Here is a 19,470-nt window from a genome sequence, read left to right as displayed (position 1 = left end):
GATGAAATTCCCCCTTTCCTGGCTCAGGGATCACCTCGACACGGACGCTTCCACCGATCGCATCGCCGAAGCGCTCACCCAGGTCGGCCTTGAAGTGGAAGGCGTGCGCGACCGCGCCGCCGAGCTGGCGGCCTATCGCATCGCCCATGTGATCTCGGCCGAGAAACACCCGAACGCCGACAAGCTGCGGGTATGCATGGTCGATGACGGCTCCGGCGCGCCCATCCAGGTGGTGTGCGGCGCCCCCAACGCCCGCGCCGGCCTGAAGTCGGTGTTCGCGCCGCCAGGCACATATGTCCCCGCCAAGGACATCACCCTGTCGGTCGGCGTCATTCGCGGCGTCGAAAGCCGGGGCATGCTGTGCTCTGCCTTCGAGCTGGAGCTGTCGGAAGACCATGACGGCATCATCGAATTGCCCGAAGACGCGCCGGTGGGACAGCCGTTCGCCGTCTGGGCCGGCCTCGACGATCCGGTCATCGAAATTTCGGTGACGCCAAACCGCGCCGACGCGCTGGGCCTCGCCGGCATCGCCCGCGATCTCGCCGCCGCCGGCCTCGGCAAGGTGAAGACGCCCGCCATCGCCCCCGTGGCCGGCGCCGGCGCCAATCCGGTTGGCGTGCGCATCGACCTGGACGACGCCGCCCTGTGCCCGGCCTTCGCCCTGCGACTGGTGCGCGGCGTGAAGAATGGCCCCTCGCCCGACTGGCTGCAGAAGCGCCTGCGCGAGATTGGCCTGCGCCCGATCAATGCGCTGGTCGACATCACCAATTACATGACCTTCGACCGGGGCCGGCCGCTGCATGTGTTCGACGCCGGCAAGGTGAAGGGCGATCTGGTGATCCGTCGCGCCAGGGACGGCGAGGAGCTGCTGGCCCTCGACGGCAAGACCTACAAACTCGACGCCGGCATGGTGGTGATCGCAGACGACAACGGCGTTGAGTCGCTGGCCGGCGTCATGGGCGGCGAGCACTCGGGCGTCTCTGACGCCACCACCGACGTGCTGATCGAATCGGCTTTGTGGGACACGCTGAACATCGCCCGCACTGGCCGCAAGCTCGGGCTGATTTCTGACGCCCGCTTCCGCTTCGAGCGCGGCGTCGATCCGGCCTTCACCCTGCCGGGCATGGAGATGGCGACGCAGCTGGTGCTGGACCTGTGCGGCGGCGCGGCCAGCGACGTGACGCTGGCCGGCGCCATTCCGGACACGGCGCGGGTCATCGATTTCCCGTTCAGCGAGGTGCAGCGCCTCACCGGCCTCAATCTGCCGCGCGACGAAATGCGCGCCATTCTGGTCGCGCTCGGCTTCGCCGTCGCCGGCGAAGCCGACATCATCCAGGTCACGCCGCCGTCGTGGCGCGCTGACGTGGAGGGCAAGGCCGATCTGGTGGAGGAGATCGTCCGCATCGCCGGCATCGACCGGGTGGAATCGACGCCGCTGCCGCGCCCCGGCGGGCTGACCATCGGCGTGCTGACGCCGTTGCAGCGCCGCACCCGCACCGCCCGCCGCCTGCTGGCGTCGCGCGGCCTGGTGGAGGCGGTGACCTACTCCTTCATCTCCGAAAAGGAAGCTGTGGCCTTTGGCGGCGGCACACCGGAGCTGAAGCTGGCCAACCCGATCGCGGCCGACATGTCCGACATGCGGCCAAGCCTGGTTCCCGGCCTGCTGGCGGCGGCGCAGCGCAACGCCGACCGGGGCTTCCCGGATGTGGCGCTGTTCGAGGTCGGCCAGACCTTTGCCTCCGACGCGCCGGAGGGCCAGTCGATGGTCGCCGCCGGCGTGCGGCGCGGAACGGCTGGCGTCGCCGGCGCCGGGCGCAGCTGGGAGGGCGACGCGAAGCCGGTGAGCGTGTTCGACGTCAAGGCCGACGTGTTCGCCCTGCTGACGGCGCTCGGCGTTTCCACCGCCGGCGCGCAGATTGTTCCCGGTGGCCCCGCATGGCTGCACCCGGGCCGCTCGGCCACGCTGCAGTTCGGCCCGAAGGCGGTGATCGGCTGGTTCGGCGAGTTGCACCCGGCGACCCTGAAGGCGCTGGACGTCAAGGGGCCGCTGGCGGCGTTCGAGATCAATCTCAGCGCGCTGCCGCCGGCGAAGGCCAAGGCCAGCCGCGCCCGGCCGAAGCTGGCGCTGGCTGACCTGCAACCGCTGAGCCGTGACTTTGCCTTCGTCGTCGACGCCGGCGTCGCCGCTGGCGATCTGGTGAAGGCGGTGGCGGGGGCCGAGCGCAACCTGATCGTCGATGTCAGCGTGTTCGACATCTATGAGGGCGAGCGCGTTGGGCCTGGCAAGAAGTCGGTCGCCCTGTCGGTGACCCTGCAACCAAAAGAGCGGACGCTGACCGACGCGGACATTGAGGAGATCTCGGCGAAGATCGTCGCCGCGGCGACCAAACGCGCCGGCGCCATCCTGCGGACATAACTGGCGGGTTTGCTGACGCTGGCGTCAAGGGACCTCCCTGCGCCAGCAGTCAGGACCCTCGCCATGGGGCGGTCTGCCCTTCCCGGGAGGGCTGTCCCTGGCTGGGCGCGCCCCTAGCTGCGGACCGCTCTGCTGGCTGCGGGCCGCTCCTGGCTGTGGACTTGCCGGATGCGCGGCGGCGGCCCAGAATGCCGCCTCATCTGCGGAGACATGGCCCGTGCGGAGAACGGAATTCTGGTCAACAGGCATGGCGATGCTGCTCGCGGTCGCCATGACCATGGTTTTCACCGGGTTCGCTGGCCCGGCCGGCGCCAGCCCGCGGAAGAAACCGGCTGGCGCTCCCAAATCCATTGACGATTGCGAACGCTTCAAGGAAGCTCTCGCCTATAACGCCTGCCTCGCCAGTTTCGGCCCTGAGCGCCGCCACGGCGCGCCCATGGTGTCGCCGGAAGTCGCCACCGATGGCGACGGCAAGGCGGAAAGCACCGGTAAGACAGCCGGAAACCGTTACAGCCGGCGCGGCAACCGCTACGGGCGCAGCTATCGCGGCAGCCGCAGCAGATATGGACGCGCCTCCGCGACATTCACGGTGCCCGATTCAATCATCAGCGGGAATTCATTGCGCGGCCGCTGACCCGGCTCCGCCTGTCCGCTTCATGACGGCGCCGGGCGCCCAACCTGCCTGTCGCCCCCGCCTGTCGCCAATTTTCGCGCCAGTTTTCGCGCCTGCTTCCCGTCAGCCAGCCTGTTTGCCGGCCTGCCCGCCCGATAGCGGATTGTCCGGGTCCCAGCCATAAGCGAGATCGCGGAAGCGCATGCGTGCGGCGTCGAAGGTCAGCAGACGGCCGACGAGGCTGTCGCCGAAGCCGGTAATGGCGCGGATCACTTCCACCGCCATCAGCGAGCCGATCACCCCGGTCACCGCCCCCAGCACGCCAGCCTCGGCGCAGGTGGGGACCAGACCCGGCGGCGGCTGTTGTGGAAACAGGCAGCGCCAGGTGGGGTTGGGACGACCATCGGCCCCGGTTTCATGGGCGCGCACGGTCGTCACCGAACCGTCGAACATGCCAAGCGCGCCCATCACCACCGGCTTCTTCCCGTAAAAGCAGGCGTCCGAGACGGCGTAGCGCGTATCGAAGTTGTCGGAGCCTTCCGCCACCACGTCCCAGGCGCGTATCAGATCGCCGGCGTTGGCGACGTCGAGGCGCTGCTCAAGGGGGATGACCGTGACATGGGGGTTCAAACGCGCCGCCGCATCCACCGCCGCCGCAACCTTGGGGCGGCCCACGTCCGCCGTGGCGAACAGCACCTGACGTTGCAGGTTGGACAGGGCGACCACGTCGTCATCAATCACGCCGATGGTTCCAACGCCGGCCGCGGCCAGATATTGCACCAGCGGCGCCCCGAGGCCGCCGGCCCCCACCACCAGCACACGGGCCTGCTTGAGCCGCGCCTGGCCGGGGCCGCCGATATCGCGCAGCACCAGATGGCGGGCGTAGCGCTCAACCTCGTCGGCGTCGAACATGATCTCTCCTGTCTGCGGCGGCGCCAGGCGCGCGAAGACGCCCGCCCCTGCAACGAACGGTATAACGCGATGCGCCGTCCCGCGGGAAATGTTGCGGCGCCGGCCAGCCCCGGAGCGAGTTTTTGCCCCTGGCGACGCCTCGACCTGACCTGGCGGCGCCCCGGGCCCGCCTGGCGGCGCCTTTGACCTGGCTGGCGGCGCCTTTGACCTGGCTGGCGGCGCCTTGGCCTGGCTGGGCGCCTTGGCCTAGCTGGCGGCGCCTTTGACCTGGCTGGCGGCGCCTTGGCCTGGCTGGCGGCGCCTGGGCCTGCGATCAGCGCCCTGGCCTCACAGGCTATCACCAGTCTCCGATAACGGTCTGGCGCGCTCTGGCTGGCGCGTTAAGATGCGCACGATGACCAGGCATGACAACAGCGCGTTGCAGGCGCATCACCACACCCTGGCGACGGACGGCCTGCGCCAGCGTACAGCGCCTTTCCGGCGCAAAACCGCCGCCATGGCCCGGACCTGCGCCATGGCGCTGGCCGCGACGCTGGCCCACGCCCAACCAGCGGCGGCCCAGCAGGCTGCTCCGCCACCGGCCTCCCAACCCGCGCAACCGGCCGCGTCGCCGCCCGCGGGCATTCTCGTGGTCGACGATGGCGTCAGCGGCGCCGAGCCACTGGCTGGCGCCCAGGAGGCGGTGAGGCTTTACGGACAGAGCGGGCGGCGGGCCGATCTGGTGGCCGCCACCGCGCCGAAGGCGGCGGAGGCGATTCGCAACCTCGCCCAGGGACACCGGACCATCGTCGTCATCGCGGCCAATCTGGGCGCTGTCCTCGAGCAGGTGGCGAAAGAGTTCCCGGACAAGCGCTTCATCCTCATCGGCGGCGCGGCCAGCGGCCCCAACATTCGCGCCATCACCTTCCGTGACAACGAAACCGGATGGCTGGCCGCGTGGCTGGCGGGGCGGCTCGCCGGCGAAGGCCATGTGGGATTCGTTGGCGGCCCGGCGGCCCAGGAGCGCCGGTCGGCCCTGTGCGCGGCGGCGCAAGGGCTGCTGACAGCCAACCCGAACGCCCTGCTGTTCCCCGATCTGGAAAGCGCCGACGTGGAGCCGAAACAGGAGGCGCGACGCGGCGCCGAGCTGGCGCGCGGGCAGATAGATCGCGGCGCCAGCATCATCATCACGCCCGCTGGCGCGGCCGGCGCCGGCGCCATGGAGACGGTGCGGGATCTGGGCGCCCTCAGCGTCGCGCGCAACAGCAACGCCCTCAACCTGTTTCCCCGCAATGTGCTGGCCATGCAGGTCCGTCGCTATGACGCCGTCATCCTGTCGGCCCTGGAGGCGGCGGCCGGCGACGGCTGGACGGCGGGCGCCGCCAGCGTCGGCCTCCGTGAGCAGGGGATCGAGCTGCGGCTGAACGACGCCGCCGCGCCGCCAGCGCCGCCGGATGTGCGCGCCGCGTTGCAGGACAATGTGGCCGCCATCATCAGCGGCGCCCTGGTGATTCCGGGCATGACCCCTGAAGGTCTTTGCCCGACGCCGCAGCGCGCCCGGTAACCATTCGAAGCGCGCCCTGAAGGGAGGCAGCGCCTTCCCCGTGGTGGGTTGACCTGTCCGGTAACCAGCGCGGGCGCCACGACTGACGCGGGCATGTGGGTTTGGCCGGTGGCGGGCGACGGCGCGGTTAGCCGCGATGGGTCAGCGGACGGCGCGCAGGGCTGTCGCCGGGCCGCCGCCGGCGGCGGCGATGCGGGCCATGGCGCCCGCCAGCGGTTCGACAGCCACCTGCATGTGATGGCCGTTGGCGTGGATCAGCGTGCGCGGGTCCAGCATCATGCCGACGTGGCCGCGCCAGAACACCAGATCGCCGCGTGTCAGCTGGTCCAGCGCATCCACCGGCAACGCCTCGCCAACCCCGGCCGCCTGCATGTCGCTGTCGCGCGGGCAGGCCCGCCCCACCGCCATCAGCGAAAGCTGCACGAGGGCCGAACAGTCCAGCCCCAGCGAGGTGCGCCCGCCCCACAAATAGGGCGCGCCCACCAGCCGCTCCGCCACGGCGGCGTGGTCGCCGCCCGCCGCTGCCGCCGGCGCCAGATGGGCGGCGTAGACATAACCGCCTTCCTGGCCGTTTCCCTGGGCCAGGCGCGTGAAGCGCGCCGCGGCGGCGCCAGCGGCGGCGGCTTTCGCCGTTGCGTCAGCGCCGGCTGTCACCGACGCCGCCAGCGGCAGGGCGCCGAGGGGCGGCGCCTTGATGTCCGGGGTCGGGTAAATGAAGGTGCGCGGAGCGATGACGCGGTGGGTGGGCGCCGGCCCGGCGTCCACCAGGTCGTCAGCCGGGAGGTAGCCGACATAGCCGTCGGCAAGCAATTGCCCCCAGGCCCAGCCCTCGTCGTCCATGTCGTAAACGTCGACGGCCTCGCCATGCAGCGCTTCGGTGTCCAGCGGCGCATCGCGGCGCGGCGCGCGGCGCAAGCTGGCCGCATAGGCCCGCACCACCATGCGGCGTGGGGCGGCGTATCGCGGCGCGGAAACCTGGCCGCGCAGGGATTCAGCCGCCAGATCGGTCCGCGCCGGGGTCAGGCGGGGATCACGGGCGCTCATTGGCAACTCCACCACTCAGGGCAAACGGCGGCCTCGGGGAACGGAGGCGCCAAAGCATCGTCCAGGCGGCCCAGATTGTGCAGGGAATGCGCCTACCCTTGGCCATGGCGGGCGCGCACCAGGGCGTAGGTCAGGCGCGCCGCCTGGGCTTCGCCGCCTTCCGGCCTTCCTGGCCGGGCCGACGGCGTCCAGCCGTAGATATCGAAATGGGCCCAGGCTCCGGCCTGCGAGACAAAGCGGCCAAGGAACAGCGCCGCCGTGATCGAGCCGGCGAACGGCCCGCTGGAGACGTGATTGACGTCGGCGATCTTCGAATCCAGCAGCCGCTCGTAAGCCCCCCACAGGGGCAGCCGCCACACCGGATCGTTCACGGCCTCGCCAATCCGGGCGATGTCGGCGGCCAACGTCTCGTCGCGCGTGTAGAACGGCGGCAGGTCGGGGCCGGTGGCGACGCGGGCGGCGCCGGTGAGTGTGGCGTAATCGAACAGCAGCCCGGGCGCGTCGTCGTCCGCCAGCGCCAGGGCGTCGGCGAGGATCAGCCGGCCCTCCGCGTCGGTGTTGCCGATCTCCACGGTGAGGCCCTTGCGGCTCGGCAGCACGTCGCCGGGGCGGAAGGCATTGGCGGAAATGGCGTTTTCCACCGCCGGAATGATGACGCGCAACCGCACCGGCAGGTTGGCGGCCATGATCATCTGCGCCGCCGCCAGGGCCGCCGCGGCGCCGCCCATATCCTTCTTCATCAGCAGCATGGCCGATGAGGGTTTGATGTCGAGGCCGCCGGTGTCAAAGCTGACGCCCTTGCCCACCAGCGTCACCTTCGGCGCGCCGGTTTCGCCCCAGACCATGTCAATGAGGCGCGGCGCCGTCGCCGAGGCGCGGCCCACGGCGTGGATCATCGGAAAATTTTTGACCAGCAGATCGTCGCCGGTGACGACCGACACCCGCGCGCCGAAGCGGGCCGCCAGGTTCAGCACGGCCCGCTCCATGTCGGCGGGCGTCAGATCATTGGCCGGGGTGTTGATGAGGTCGCGCGCCAGGAAGACGCCGTCGACGATGCGGCCGATTTCAGCAGCGTCGACGCCATCGGGCGCCACCAGCGCCACATCCTTGACCTTTGCCGACGCCTTGTAGCGATTGAAGGCGTAGCCGGCGAGCGCCATGGCCAGCACGGCCAGTTGCGGATCACGCGGCGCGTTGGCGAAGCGCCATGCGCCGCCCGGCAACAGGGCATAGAGCGCGCCGGCCAGGAACGGATCGACATGGCGGGCGCCGGCGTCCTCCACGCCGAACACGGCGGCGCAGACGGCCCCGTCCGGCCCCGGCAGCAACAGCCCCTTGCCGGCGGCGCCCGTGAACTCCTGCGCAGCAGCGAAGGCCCGGGCGCTGGCTGGCAGGCCGGCGGCGATATCCGTCCAGGTGGACGCGGTGACGAACCAGATGGGAAGCGCCGTCGCTTCCGGCGCAAGCAACAGTTGAAGTGGCACGCGAACGATCCCTGGCTGTCGTGGCCGAAGCCATTCCGGCAAAAGCAACGGGCGCTTTTCTAACGGAACGGCGCCTGATCAAAGGTCTGGAGCGTCGCCGGTGATGCGGGAACGCAGTCTCATCTTACGCCCGTCGCGCGCGGCGGCACAATCGTTCTGGCCGCCGCCGGAGCCCTGCTCCGCCGCAAGGTCAGCGCGCGGCGTAGCTTTCGCCAACGCCCTGGACAGCGGCGGGCAGGCTGTTGCGGATGGTGCCCACGGCGGTGACGATCGCCACGGCGATGAGCGTGGCGATCAGCAACTGCTCGATGACCGAGGCCGTGAGACGGGACGGCGGCTGGGAGCTGGAGCGGCTACCGCGCAAAATCATATGGTTCCCCCGAAAACTCTGGCCATCGCCAGCTTGGGCGGAACGCTAGCCACGCGGTGTTGCGCGCTGATTAAGGATTGTCCTGAATCAATTCTTACCGGCCGCCGCCCGGGAGGCGCCCGGCTGGTGACGGCGTCATTTTGCCTTTCGCGCCAAATAAATGGCAGAAATACAACGCGGCCCCGCCGGTTCACAAAGTCGCCCGATGCCTTGCGGCGAATGGTAAACGCGGCGTAGCCGCGGCAGCCTCATGCGTCGCGCGGCGACAGGGCTTCGATGATGCGGCACTCGGCGATGGCGCCGGTGTGGGCGTGGGAGAGCAGCGCGTCCAGCTCCGCGCGCAGGGCGGTGAGGTCGGCGATCTTGCGGTCGATCTCGTCGCGGTGGGCGCGGGCGATGGCGTGCACGCCGGCGCAGGGCTGGCTGGCCTGACCAGACAACTCCAGCAACGCCCGCACCTGCTCCAGCGAAAAGCCGAGGCGCCGGGCGCGCATGACAAAGCTCAGCCGGCGCAAATGGGCGTCGCTGTAGAGGCGATAGTTGGCGGCGCTGCGCGCTGGCGGCGGCATCACGCCAATGCGTTCATAATAGCGCACCGTCTCCACATTGCTGCCGACGCGCTTCGCCAGTTCGCCAATCGACCACGCGCCATTGTCCGGGCAATCCGCCATATCCGCCTCTTGACCCTGTAGTGACTACAGGCCCTATGTGATGTCGGCAGTGGAAAATTACCAGCTGGTGAAGCCATGAATGCGCCCGCCGCCACCCGGCGCTATCGCGTCGAAGGCATGGATTGCGCCGCCTGCGCGCTGAAAATCGAGACAGCGGTGCAACGTCTGCCCGGCGTCACCGGCGTCGCCGTCAATGTCGCCCTGCAGCGCCTGACCATCGAGGCAGAGGCGCAACCGGCCGCCGCCGAGGTGGCCGCGCTGCTGAAACGGCTGGGATATGCGGCGCGGCCGGAGCCGGCTGGCGCCACGGCGAATGCGGCGGCCCACGCCCATGCCCCGTGCTGTGACGGCCCCGGTCACCACCATGGGCATGATCACGCTCATGAGCATGAGCATCAACATGGTCACGCCCATGATGACCATGGCAAGGATCATGGCGCAGACCATGGCGAGGACCATTTTGGCCACAGCCATGCGCCGGAGACGGCGCCGTCGTGGTTCGCCGCCCGCATGCCGGTATGGATGCCGGCGGGCAGCTGGCAGACCCTGCTCGCCATGGCGATCGTCGCGGCGGCGTTCGTTGTCGCCTGGATTGTTCCTTCATGGTCGCGCGCCGTGTGGAGCCTCGCCACCCTCATCGCGGTGGCGCCCATCGCCCGCCGGGCCTGGGCAGGGGCGGCGACGGGCTCGCCGTTCACCATTGAGACCCTGCTGGTGGTGGCCGCTGTCGGCGCCCTGCTGATCGGTGAATCGGTGGAAGCCGCCGCCGTCGTCGTTCTGTTCAATATCGGCGAGATGCTGGAGGGCGTCGCCGCCGGGCGGGCGCGAGCCGGCGTCACGGCGTTGCTCGACGTCGTGCCGCGCACGGCGTTGCGGGACAGGAACGGGACGCTGGAAACGGTGGGCGCCGACGCGCTCGCCGTGGGCGACACGGTGGTGGTGCGCCCGGGTGACCGCGCCCCGTCCGACGGCGAAATCCTCAGCGGCGCCTCTGACATGAACGAGGCGCCGGTCACCGGCGAGTCGACGCCCGTAGCCCGCCGGGCCGGCGACAAAATCTACGCCGGCGCCATCAATCTCACTGGCGAATTGCGGGTGCGCATCACCAGCGCGGCCGCCGACAACACCATCGCCCGCATTATCGCCATGGTGGAGGAGGCGCAGGAGAAAAAGGCGCCGATCGAGCGCTTCATCAACCGCTTCAGCCGCTGGTACACTCCCGCCGCCATGGCCTTCGCGGCGCTGGTCGCCATCCTGCCGCCGCTGCTCGCCGGCCAGCCGTGGGAAACCTGGATCTATCGCGGCCTGGCGGTGTTGCTGATCGCCTGCCCGTGCGCGCTGGTCATCTCGACGCCCGCCGCCATCGCCGCCGCCATCGCCAACGGCGCCCGGCGCGGCCTGCTGGCCAAGGGCGGCGCAACGCTGGAAACGCTGGCCCATGTGCGGACCATCGCCTTCGACAAGACCGGCACGCTGACGCGCGGCGAACCCCGGGTGACGAACGTGACGCCGCCCGGCGGCGACGACGCGACGCCGACCGATGCGACGGCGATCAACGCCGCTCTCGCCAAGGCGGCCGCCGTAGAAATGGGTTCGAACCATCCGCTTGGCCTCGCCATCATCGCCGAAGCGGAAGCGCGCGGGCTCACCATTCCACGCACCCTGGACGGCAGCGCGGCGACGGCCGGCAAGGGTGTTTCCGGCCGGCTGGACAGCGGCCTGGTGACGGTGGGCTCGCCCCGTCAGGCGCGCGAGTCCGGCGCCCTGCCCGCCAGCGCGGACGCGCGCGTGACGCAGCTGGAGAGCGACGGCAAGACCGTGGTGGTGGTCAGCGAGGACGGCGTGGCGCTGGCGCTCATCGCCCTGCGCGACGAACCACGCGATGACGCCGCCGCCGGCGTGGCGGAGCTGAAGGCGCTTGGCGTCACGCCGGTGATGCTGACCGGCGACAACGCCCACACCGCCGCCGCCATCGGCGCGGCGCTGGGCCTCGCGGTTGAGGCGGAGCTGCTGCCTGGCGACAAGCTGGCCGCCATCGACCGCCTGCAACAGGCTGGCCCGGTGGCGATGGTCGGCGACGGCATCAACGACGCCCCGGCGCTGGCCGCCGCTGCCGTCGGCGTCGCCATGGGCGGCGGCACGGACGTGGCGCTGGAAACCGCCGACGCGGCGCTGCTGCGTAACCGCATCGGCGACGTCGCCAGCCTGATCCGCCTCGCCCGCGCCGGCATGGGCAATATCCGCCAGAACCTGGTGATCGCGCTTGGGCTGAAGGCGGCGTTCCTGGTCACCACCCTGCTCGGCGAAACGCCCCTGTGGATGGCGATCCTCGCCGACACTGGCGCGACCGTGCTGGTGACCGCCAATGCGCTGCGGCTGCTGCGGTTGCGGGAGGCGTGAGGGAAACGCCCGCCATGGACGGCCGGGCGGTTCTGTCAGACAGCCCTGCCCGGCTGACGATTGCCCCCCTTGCGGCTGCGGCAAGGCATGGACGCCCGCAACAGGCGCGGGCGTGAGGGAGGAACCGGTGTGACCGACGGCGCACCGGCGGAAGCCATGGCGCGACGCACGGACAGCGCGCAGGCCTGACAACCGGCGGATGGACGCTTCCCTGCCCTATGTCGCGCCGGCGCCAGCCGCATCCGCCGCCGGCGCGGCGTCGATATTGAACGCCGCCGCGAACAGGGCGCGGGTGTAATCGGTTTTTGGCGACGCGAAGACGTCGCTCGCCAGCCCCTGCTCCACCACCACGCCGTTCTGCATCACCATGATGGTGTTGGCCAAAGCCTTCACCACTTTCAGGTCGTGGCTGATGAAGATGTACGACAGGTTCTTGCGCCGTTGCAGATCACGCAGCAGGTCAACAATCTGCGCCTGCACCGACATGTCGAGGGCGGAGGTCGGTTCATCAAGGATGACGAAGGACGGCTCCAGCGCCATGGCCCGGGCGATGGCGATGCGCTGGCGCTGGCCGCCGGAGAATTCGTGCGGATAGCGGTCCATGGTCGCCGGGTCGAGGCCGACCTCGTGCAGGGCCTCCGCCACCTTCTGGCGCTGGGCGGCCAGCGGCATGCCCGGCTGCTGCACCAGCAGGCCCTCGGCGATGATTTCCGCCACCGACATGCGCGGCGACAGGGAGCCGTATGGGTCCTGAAACACCACCTGCATGCGCTGGCGCAGCGGGCGAAGCTGGCGCGCGCCAACGCCGTCAATGCGCTGGCCGAGGACGACGATCGGCCCTTCCGACTGGATGAGGCGCAGCAGCGCCAGGCCGAGCGTGGTCTTGCCCGAACCGGATTCGCCGACCACGCCCAGGGTTTCCCCCTGACGCAGGCGGAGCGACACTCCGTCCACCGCCTTGATGTGCCCGGTGACGCGGCGCAGAAAACCCTTGCGAATCGGGAACCACACCTTGACCGGTCCCGCCTCCACCACCACCGGGGCGCTGGCGGCGACCGGCGCGGCTTCCCCCTTCGGCTCGGCATACAGGAGCTTGCGGGTGTAAGGGTGCTGCGGCGCGGCGAACACCCCGGCGACCGGGCCGCGCTCGACGATCTGGCCGCCGGTCATCACGCAGACGTTGTCGGCGATGCGCCGGACAATGCCGAGGTCGTGGGTGATGAACAGCATGGCCATGCCGAGCCGCTGCTTCAGGTCAGCGAGCAGCGCCAGGATCTGCGCCTGCACGGTAACGTCGAGGGCGGTCGTCGGCTCATCGGCGATCAGCAGGTCCGGCTCGTTGGCGAGGGCCATGGCGATCATGACGCGTTGACGCTGGCCGCCGGAAAGCTGGTGCGGGTAAGCGGAGAGCCGCTCGGCCGGCTGGCGGATGCCCACCAGTTCCAGCAGTTCGATGATGCGGGCGCGCGCCGCCTTGCCGCGCAGGCCCTTGTGCAGGGCGAGGATTTCACCAACCTGCTTTTCCACCGTATGCAGCGGATTGAGCGAGGTCATCGGCTCCTGAAACACCATGGTGATGTCATTGCCGCGCACGGCGCGCAGTTCCGCGTCGCTGGCCGTCAACAGGTCCTTGCCGCGAAACAGCACCTCGCCGCCCGGGTGGCTGGCCGCCGGATAGGGCAGCAGCCGCAGGATCGACATGGCGGTGACCGATTTGCCGGAGCCGGATTCGCCCACCAGCGCCAGGGTTTCGCCGCGCGCCAGATCGAACGAAACGCCATCGACCGCCATGCTGGTCTGGCCATCCTGACGGAAGGCGGTTCTGAGGCCGCGCACCTGGAGCAAGGGCGCCGTTGACGGGTTGGCCGCGCTCATGCCGGAGCCTTTCGCGGATCGAAGGCGTCACGCACCGCCTCGCCGATGAAGATCAGCAGCGACAGCATGAGCGCGATGACGAAGAAGCCGGAGAGGCCAAGCCACGGCGCCTCGGGATTGCCCTTGCCCTGGGCCAGCATCTCACCCAGGGACGGCGAGCCCGGCGGCAGGCCAAAGCCCAGAAAGTCCAGCGACGTCAGCGTGGTGATGGCCCCGTTGAGGATGAACGGCAGGAAGGTCAGCGTCGCCACCATGGCGTTGGGCAACATGTGGCGAAACATGATGCGGCCATTGCCAAGGCCGAGCGCCCGGGCGGCGCGGACATATTCCAGATTGCGGGCGCGCAGGAATTCCGCCCGCACCACGCCCACCAGCGCCACCCAGGAAAACAGCAGCAATATGCCGAGCAGCACAAAGAAGCTGGGGGTAATGACCGCCGAGAGAATGATGAGCAGATACAGCGACGGGATCGCCGTCCAGATCTCGATGAAGCGCTGGAAAACCAGATCGGTCCAGCCGCCGAAGAAGCCCTGCACGGCGCCGGCGGCGACGCCAATGACCGACGACAGCGCCGCCAGCGACAGGCCAAACAGCACCGAAATGCGGAAGCCGTAGATCAGTCGCGCCAGCACGTCGCGGCCCTGGTCGTCCGTGCCCAGCCAGTTCCATTCAATGTCGCGGCAGGGATTGCCGCTCACCGTCCGCCCGGCCTTTTCCGCCGCCGCCTTGCACTGCGCCTCGCTGAGCAGCCAGGTGGGCGGCGACGGCGCCGGCGTCGGCAGATTGAGGTTCTGGGTATTGTAGGAAAAGCGGATCGGCGGCCAGATCATCCAGCCATGGGCCCTGATCTCATCGGCGATGACCGGGTCGCGATAGTCGGTGACCGCGAGGAAGCCGCCGAACTTCTCCTCCGGATAGTGCACCAGGGCGGGAAACAACAGCTCGCCCTTGTAGGAAGCGAGAATCGGCCGGTCGTTGGCGATCAGTTCGGCGCACAGGGCAAGGACGAACAGGACGAGGAAAATCCACAGCGACCACCAGCCGCGCCGGTGGGCGCGGAAGTTGCGCAGGCGCCGGCGGTTGAGCGGCGACAGGCTGACAAAGCGGCCGCGCGGCAGGGACGGCGCGACGATGGCGGGCGCTACGACCGGCGACGCGGCGACGGCGGAGAGGACGGGTTCGGCGCTGGCCATGGGTCAGGCCTCCCGCGCGGCGAAGTCGATGCGCGGATCGATCCAGGCATAGGTCAGGTCGGAAATCAGGTTCACCACCAGGCCGAGCAGGGAGAAGATGTAGAGCGAGGCGAACACCGTCGGGTAATCGCGGTTGATGATCGATTCGAAGGACAGCAGGCCAAGGCCATCCAGCGAGAAGATGGTTTCGATGAGCAGCGACCCGGCGAAGAAAGCGCCAATGAACGCTCCCGGCAGGCCGGCGATCACGATCAGCATGGCGTTGCGGAAGACATGGCCATACAGCACCCGGCGCTCGGTCAAACCCTTCATCCGCGCGGTGAGCACGTATTGCTTGCGGATTTCATCAAGGAAGGAGTTGCGGGTCAGCAGCGTCGAGGTGGCGAAAGCGCCGAGCGCCATGGAAGTGATCGGCAACACCAGGTGCCAGAAATAGTCGGCGACCTTGCCGCCCAGGCTGAGCTGCGCCCAGTTGTCGGACGTGAGGCCGCGCAACGGAAAAATCTGGAAGAACGAGCCGCCGGCGAACAGCACGATCAGCAGGATGGCGAACAGAAAGCCAGGGATGGCGTAGCCAACGATGACCACCACCGACGTCCAGGCGTCGAAGCGCGTGCCGTCGCGCACCGCCTTGGCGACGCCAAGCGGAATCGAGACGGCGTAGGACAGCAGCAACATCCACAGGCCGAGCGAGATCGACACCGGCAGCTTCTCGCGGATCAGATCAACCACCGGCGTGTCGCGAAAATAGCTCTTGCCGAAATCGAAGCGGGCGTAATCCCAGATCATCTTGAGAAAGCGCTCAGACGCGGGCCTGTCAAAGCCGAACTGCGCTTCCAACTGTTTGATAAATTCCGGATCGAGCCCCTGGGCGCCGCGATAGCTGCTGTCCGCCGACGCCGACGAGGCGAAATCGCCGCCGCCGCCCCCGGAGATACGCGAGGTGGCGCCCGCGTCGGCGCCCTGCAACTGGGCGATCACCCGCTCCACCGGGCCGCCCGGCGCGAACTGCACCAGCACGAACGAGATCAGCATGATGCCCAGAATCGTCGGGATCATCAGCAGCAGGCGACGCAGGATATATCCGATCATCGCCGCGCCCCCATGCCCCTGTCAGCCGCCGCAACGGTCATCAGCGCCGCCCGCCGGTCTTCGCCGCCAGCGCGGCGTCCCACCACCAGATGGTCGGGAACGCCGCCGCGCCATATTCAGGCATGGTCTGCGGACGGCCGAAACGGTTCCAGCGCGCCGTTCGCTGAAAATTGTAGGTCCACTGCGGCACGACGTAATTGTGGTGCAGCAACACCCGGTCCAACGCCCGCGTCGCGGCCACCAGCTCCTCGCGCGTCGTGGCGTAAACCACCTTGCCGATCAGCGCGTCGACGCCAGGGTCGCTGATGCCGGCGACGTTCATGGAGCCGGGGCGTTTCGCCGCTTCCGAGCCCCAGAAATTCCACTGCTCATTGCCCGGCGACAGGGATTCCGGCCACAGGAAGGTGACGGCGTCAAAGTCGAAGGCGCGCAGGCGGTTCTGGTATTGGGTGGCGTCGACGACACGAAGATTGACGTTCATGCCCAGCCGCTTCAGGGCGTTCTGGTAGGGCAGGACGTAACGCTCGAACGAGGGATCGAAGCTCAGGAATTCGATGACGAAGGGCGCGCCGGTTTTGCTGTTGACCAGATTGCGCCCCTTCAACACCCAGCCAGCCTCGCCGAGCAACCGGTGCGCCTCGCGCAGATTGGCGCGGAACGCCTCCTGCGAACCGGCCACGGGATTTTTGTAGACCTCGGTGAAGACGCTGGCTGGAACCTTGTCGCGCACGCTTTCCAGGATCTCCTTCTCCAGGCCGTGCGGCAGGCCGGAGGAAGCCAGTTCCGTGCCGGAGAAATAGGAATCGATGCGCTTGTACTGGCCAAAAAACAGCGTGCGGTTCACTTCCTCGAAGTCGAAGGCGTAGTTCAGGGCGCGGCGCACCCGCTCATCCTGGAACTGCGGCCGGCGCATATTGAAAACGAACGCCTGCATGACGCCGCTGCTGCGCTGGGGAAACTCCTCCAGTATCACCCTTTTCTCGCGCACCGCCGGGAAGTCGTAGCCCGTGGCCCAGTTCTTGGCGACATTCTCGGTGCGAAAATCGAACTGGTCGGCCTTGAACGCCTCGAACAGCACCGTGATGTCGCGGTAATAATCAACGCGCACCACATCGAAATTGTGCATGCCGACGCGGATGGGCAGCTTCTCGCCCCAATAGTCCTTCACCCGCTCGTATTCGCACCAGCGGCCGGCGTCGAAAGCCTTGATGCGATAGGGCCCCGAGCCCAGCGGCGGCTCCAGCGTCGTCGCGGCGATGTCGCGCTTGCGGCCGCTGGCGTCGGTCCCTTCCCACCAGTGTTTCGGCAGCACCGGCAGCTGGCCAACGATCTGCGGCAACTCCCGGTTGCCGGTCGTGGCGAAACGGAATGTCGCCTCACGCGGGCCCGTTTTTTCCACGGCGGTCACATCGCGCCAGTAGGCGGCGTATTGCGGGCTCAGCTTCTTGAGGCTTTCAAAGCTGAAAATCACATCCTCGACGGTGACTGGTCGCCCGTCATGCCAGCGCGCCTCCGGGCGCAGACGATAGCTTGCCCAGGAATAGTCCCCTGCATGGCGCGCCGCCTCCGCGATCAGGCCATACTCGGTGTTCACCTCATCAAGCGAAGGCTCCATCAGCTGGTCGTAGATCAGGGTGAGCCGGTCTTCCACCTCCCCCTTCACGCCCGCGACGGCGAGGTTGAAGCTGTCAAAGCCCCCCTGGGAGCCGAAACGAACGACGCCAGCTTTCGGCGCCGCCGGATTAACGTAGTCAAAATGCGTGAAATCCGCGCCATATTTCGGCTGCCCCATCAGGGAGAGCGCATGACGCCATTGCGGCCCGGCGCCGGCTGGCGGCGGCGCGCCTTCCTGCGCCGCGCCGGCCCGCCAGAAGCCGGCCAGCGCGGCTGAAACCGCCCCGAGCAGGGCGCCGCGCCGGGTCACCGGCCCCAGGGCCGGAGCGGACGGCGCGGACAATAGCGCTTCGGGCTTCCTGACGGGCTTGGCATCGGGCACGGGCTTCTCCGGCGTTGGCGGCGCATGCGGCGGCATGTCTGACGAAAGCTGGGCAGCGACGTTGAATGGCGACGCCGGACAACGTTTCGGGGCAACGGCGGCAGAATCGACGCAACTGCCCTGCATAATTCTAATATCCCAGCGGGCGATCTCACAAACAGACCCGCAAAAGTTGGCCGCAAGGCGGCCTGCGTCATGCGCACGTGAAAAAGCCGGGCAAAAGCCCGGCTCGATCATCTCCCCTGGCGGCGCATGAGCCGCAGGGACTGAAACTGCGCAAGCTCAGTGCTTCGCAGGTTCCTTGGCAGGCTCTTTGGCAGGTTCCTTGTCAGCCGCTGGCGCCGCGTCGCCAGCCGGAGCCGCTTCGACCTTTGGCGCCGGCAGCGGGCTGTCGGAAAGCGTATTCAGGTAAGCCAGAATGTCGGCGCGCTCTTCTTCCTTGGGAACGCCAGCGAAGTTCATCAGGGTGCCCGGCACGACCTTCTTCGGGTTGGTCAGGAACTCGTTGAGGTTCTCAAAGTTCCAGGAACCGCCATGCTCCTTCATGCCCTTGGAGTAGGCGAAGCCTTCATGATGGGCCACCTGGCGGCCAAGCACGCCATAAAGATCGGGGCCGATCTTGTTGGGGCCGCCCTTCTCGAAGCTGTGGCAGGTCTTGCACTTGGCGATGGCCTTTTCGCCCTTGGCGGCGTCAGCCTTGGCCAGCAGCACGGGAAGCGGCGTCGCCGCCCTGGCCGCTGGAGCCGCGCCGCCAGCCGACGCCTCGGCCGCCTGCGGCAGATCATACCCCGGAACCTTCGGCGCATGGTTCTCAAACAGTTTCTCAGTGACGATATTCAGCCCAAGCACGAACATGAGAGTGCCCAGAACCGCGCCGGCAATCTTGTTAAGCTCGAAGGAATCCATAAACGGCGACTCCGCAAGGCGTGATCTGGATAAGGACGGCGCCCCGCAGGCGGAGCTTTGGGGCGATGATTAACCGCTTTGACGCGGCGAACGCAACTCGTATAGGTGAAACGCTCTTTGCTACTTTTTGACGCCATTCCAAATCATGATCCAGCCCCTCGTTCTCATTCCCGCGCGGATGGCGTCCAGCCGCCTTCCGGGAAAGCCACTGGCCGACATTGCCGGCGCCCCCATGATCGTTCAGGTCATGCGCCGGGCGCAGGAGGCGGACGTGGGTCCCGTGGTGGTCGCCACCGATACGCCAGAGATCGCCGAAGCCGTTGCAAAGGCTGGCGGAACGGCGGTGATGACCCGGGCGGATCATCCCTCCGGCTCTGACCGGATTCATGAAGCGTTGCAGGCCATCGACCCGGATGCGCGCCACGATGTGATCGTGAACGTGCAGGGCGATCTGCCCACCATCAATCCGGCGATCATCGCCGCCGCGCTGACGCCGCTGGCTGATCAGGCTGTGGATATCGCCACCCTCGCCGCCGTCATCACCCGCGCGGAAGAGCGCGCCGAGCCGTCGGTGGTGAAGGCGGTGGGGACGGAGCTGACGCCGGGGCGGCTGCGGGCGCTTTATTTTACCCGGGCCACCGCCCCGTGGGGCGAGGGACCATTGCTGCACCACATCGGCCTCTACGCCTGGCGGCGCGACGCGTTGCGGCGCTTCATCGCCCTGCCGCCGTCGCCGCTGGAGCGGCGCGAGAACCTGGAGCAGTTGCGGGCGCTGGAGGCCGGCATGCGGATCGACATCGTCGTGGTCGACGATGTGCCCCTGGGGGTCGATACTCCCCACGATCTGGAGCGGGCGCGGGCCGTGCTGGCGGCCCGCCCGTAAGCCGGCGCAGCCCTGTTCCGCAGCCCTGCCCCACGGCCGCATCTTCAATTGGACATATTTTGCGCGGCTGTA

Annotated in this window: 15 protein-coding genes; 5 read left to right on the top strand and 10 right to left on the bottom strand. The window is 68.5% G+C overall.

Annotation, left to right across the window (positions count from 1 at the left end; translation table 11 throughout):
* Position 1 precedes the first annotated feature (1 nt).
* Both pheT and EV666_RS13375 read left to right on the top strand, forming a co-directional pair.
* A complete protein-coding gene (gene pheT / locus EV666_RS13380; RefSeq protein ID WP_132008872.1) occupies positions 2 to 2,416 on the top strand; it encodes a phenylalanine--tRNA ligase subunit beta in 2,415 nt (804 codons plus the stop codon).
* Between the two features lie 217 nt (positions 2,417 to 2,633).
* Complete coding sequence (locus tag EV666_RS13375) at positions 2,634 to 3,050, top strand: hypothetical protein (RefSeq protein ID WP_132008869.1); 417 nt, start codon at positions 2,634 to 2,636, stop codon at positions 3,048 to 3,050.
* Positions 3,051 to 3,152: 102 nt separating this feature from the next.
* Here the strand turns inward: EV666_RS13375 and EV666_RS13370 are convergent, their stop codons facing one another.
* A complete protein-coding gene (locus EV666_RS13370; protein ID WP_132008866.1) occupies positions 3,153 to 3,941 on the bottom strand; it encodes a HesA/MoeB/ThiF family protein in 789 nt (262 codons plus the stop codon).
* Between the two features lie 394 nt (positions 3,942 to 4,335).
* Between EV666_RS13370 and EV666_RS13365 the strand changes: the two genes are divergently transcribed.
* Positions 4,336 to 5,484 carry a BMP family lipoprotein gene (locus EV666_RS13365; protein WP_165910017.1) on the top strand — a complete coding sequence of 383 codons (1,149 nt, stop codon included), beginning with the start codon at positions 4,336 to 4,338 and terminating at the stop codon, positions 5,482 to 5,484.
* Positions 5,485 to 5,625: 141 nt separating this feature from the next.
* On the opposite strand, the gene EV666_RS13360 is transcribed toward EV666_RS13365, so the two are convergent.
* From EV666_RS13360 to EV666_RS13345, 4 genes are all read right to left on the bottom strand, one after another.
* Positions 5,626 to 6,528: a C40 family peptidase gene (locus tag EV666_RS13360; RefSeq protein ID WP_132008860.1), complete on the bottom strand. Its 903-nt coding sequence runs from the start codon at positions 6,526 to 6,528 to the stop codon at positions 5,626 to 5,628.
* Positions 6,529 to 6,620: 92 nt separating this feature from the next.
* Positions 6,621 to 8,012, bottom strand: a complete 1,392-nt coding sequence (locus tag EV666_RS13355; RefSeq protein ID WP_132008858.1) for a leucyl aminopeptidase family protein — start codon at positions 8,010 to 8,012, stop codon at positions 6,621 to 6,623.
* Between the two features lie 190 nt (positions 8,013 to 8,202).
* Positions 8,203 to 8,382 (bottom strand): hypothetical protein, encoded by a 180-nt coding sequence (locus EV666_RS13350; protein WP_132008855.1) that lies wholly within the window; start codon positions 8,380 to 8,382, stop codon positions 8,203 to 8,205.
* 248 nt (positions 8,383 to 8,630) lie between these two features.
* Positions 8,631 to 9,053, bottom strand: coding sequence for a MerR family transcriptional regulator (locus tag EV666_RS13345; RefSeq protein ID WP_132008852.1), 423 nt, complete (start codon positions 9,051 to 9,053; stop codon positions 8,631 to 8,633).
* 75 nt (positions 9,054 to 9,128) lie between these two features.
* On the opposite strand from EV666_RS13345, the gene EV666_RS13340 reads away from it, so the two are divergent.
* On the top strand, positions 9,129 to 11,453 hold the full coding sequence (locus tag EV666_RS13340; protein ID WP_245514419.1) for a heavy metal translocating P-type ATPase: 2,325 nt from the start codon (positions 9,129 to 9,131) through the stop codon (positions 11,451 to 11,453).
* 216 nt (positions 11,454 to 11,669) lie between these two features.
* Here EV666_RS13340 and EV666_RS13335 read toward each other — a convergent pair whose 3' ends face one another.
* From EV666_RS13335 to EV666_RS13315, 5 genes are all read right to left on the bottom strand, one after another.
* A complete protein-coding gene (locus tag EV666_RS13335; protein WP_132008850.1) occupies positions 11,670 to 13,328 on the bottom strand; it encodes an ABC transporter ATP-binding protein in 1,659 nt (552 codons plus the stop codon).
* The gene (locus tag EV666_RS13330; protein ID WP_132008847.1) at positions 13,325 to 14,521 is read right to left on the bottom strand and encodes an ABC transporter permease; all 1,197 of its coding nucleotides are present in this window, start codon (positions 14,519 to 14,521) and stop codon (positions 13,325 to 13,327) included. The genes EV666_RS13335 and EV666_RS13330 overlap by 4 nt, the downstream gene beginning before the upstream one ends.
* A 3-nt stretch (positions 14,522 to 14,524) precedes the next feature.
* The gene (locus tag EV666_RS13325; protein ID WP_132008844.1) at positions 14,525 to 15,613 is read right to left on the bottom strand and encodes a microcin C ABC transporter permease YejB; all 1,089 of its coding nucleotides are present in this window, start codon (positions 15,611 to 15,613) and stop codon (positions 14,525 to 14,527) included.
* A 40-nt stretch (positions 15,614 to 15,653) separates the two neighbouring features.
* Positions 15,654 to 17,495, bottom strand: coding sequence for an extracellular solute-binding protein (locus EV666_RS13320; RefSeq protein ID WP_245514429.1), 1,842 nt, complete (start codon positions 17,493 to 17,495; stop codon positions 15,654 to 15,656).
* A 396-nt stretch (positions 17,496 to 17,891) separates the two neighbouring features.
* Positions 17,892 to 18,515 (bottom strand): c-type cytochrome, encoded by a 624-nt coding sequence (locus tag EV666_RS13315; protein WP_132008841.1) that lies wholly within the window; start codon positions 18,513 to 18,515, stop codon positions 17,892 to 17,894.
* A gap of 145 nt (positions 18,516 to 18,660) precedes the next feature.
* Between EV666_RS13315 and EV666_RS13310 the strand changes: the two genes are divergently transcribed.
* Positions 18,661 to 19,398 (top strand): 3-deoxy-manno-octulosonate cytidylyltransferase, encoded by a 738-nt coding sequence (locus tag EV666_RS13310; RefSeq protein WP_132008838.1) that lies wholly within the window; start codon positions 18,661 to 18,663, stop codon positions 19,396 to 19,398.
* Positions 19,399 to 19,470: the final 72 nt, after the last annotated feature.

Source organism: Camelimonas lactis (genome assembly GCF_004342915.1).
GTDB lineage: Bacteria > Pseudomonadota > Alphaproteobacteria > Rhizobiales > Beijerinckiaceae > Camelimonas > Camelimonas lactis.
This window is presented reverse-complemented; position numbering and strand designations above follow the sequence as displayed.

Excerpts from the sequence above, each read along its gene's own strand:
- pheT (WP_132008872.1), top strand. The coding sequence starts at position 2 with ATGAAATTCCCCCTTTCCTGGCTCAGGGATCACCTCGACACGGACGCT.
- EV666_RS13370 (WP_132008866.1), bottom strand. The coding sequence starts at position 3,941 with ATGTTCGACGCCGACGAGGTTGAGCGCTACGCCCGCCATCTGGTGCTG.
- EV666_RS13365 (WP_165910017.1), top strand. The coding sequence starts at position 4,336 with ATGACCAGGCATGACAACAGCGCGTTGCAGGCGCATCACCACACCCTG.
- EV666_RS13360 (WP_132008860.1), bottom strand. The coding sequence starts at position 6,528 with ATGAGCGCCCGTGATCCCCGCCTGACCCCGGCGCGGACCGATCTGGCG.
- EV666_RS13350 (WP_132008855.1), bottom strand. The coding sequence starts at position 8,382 with ATGATTTTGCGCGGTAGCCGCTCCAGCTCCCAGCCGCCGTCCCGTCTC.
- EV666_RS13345 (WP_132008852.1), bottom strand. The coding sequence starts at position 9,053 with ATGGCGGATTGCCCGGACAATGGCGCGTGGTCGATTGGCGAACTGGCG.
- EV666_RS13340 (WP_245514419.1), top strand. The coding sequence starts at position 9,129 with ATGAATGCGCCCGCCGCCACCCGGCGCTATCGCGTCGAAGGCATGGAT.
- EV666_RS13335 (WP_132008850.1), bottom strand. The coding sequence starts at position 13,328 with ATGAGCGCGGCCAACCCGTCAACGGCGCCCTTGCTCCAGGTGCGCGGC.
- EV666_RS13330 (WP_132008847.1), bottom strand. The coding sequence starts at position 14,521 with ATGGCCAGCGCCGAACCCGTCCTCTCCGCCGTCGCCGCGTCGCCGGTC.
- EV666_RS13325 (WP_132008844.1), bottom strand. The coding sequence starts at position 15,613 with ATGATCGGATATATCCTGCGTCGCCTGCTGCTGATGATCCCGACGATT.
- EV666_RS13315 (WP_132008841.1), bottom strand. The coding sequence starts at position 18,515 with ATGGATTCCTTCGAGCTTAACAAGATTGCCGGCGCGGTTCTGGGCACT.
- EV666_RS13310 (WP_132008838.1), top strand. The coding sequence starts at position 18,661 with ATGATCCAGCCCCTCGTTCTCATTCCCGCGCGGATGGCGTCCAGCCGC.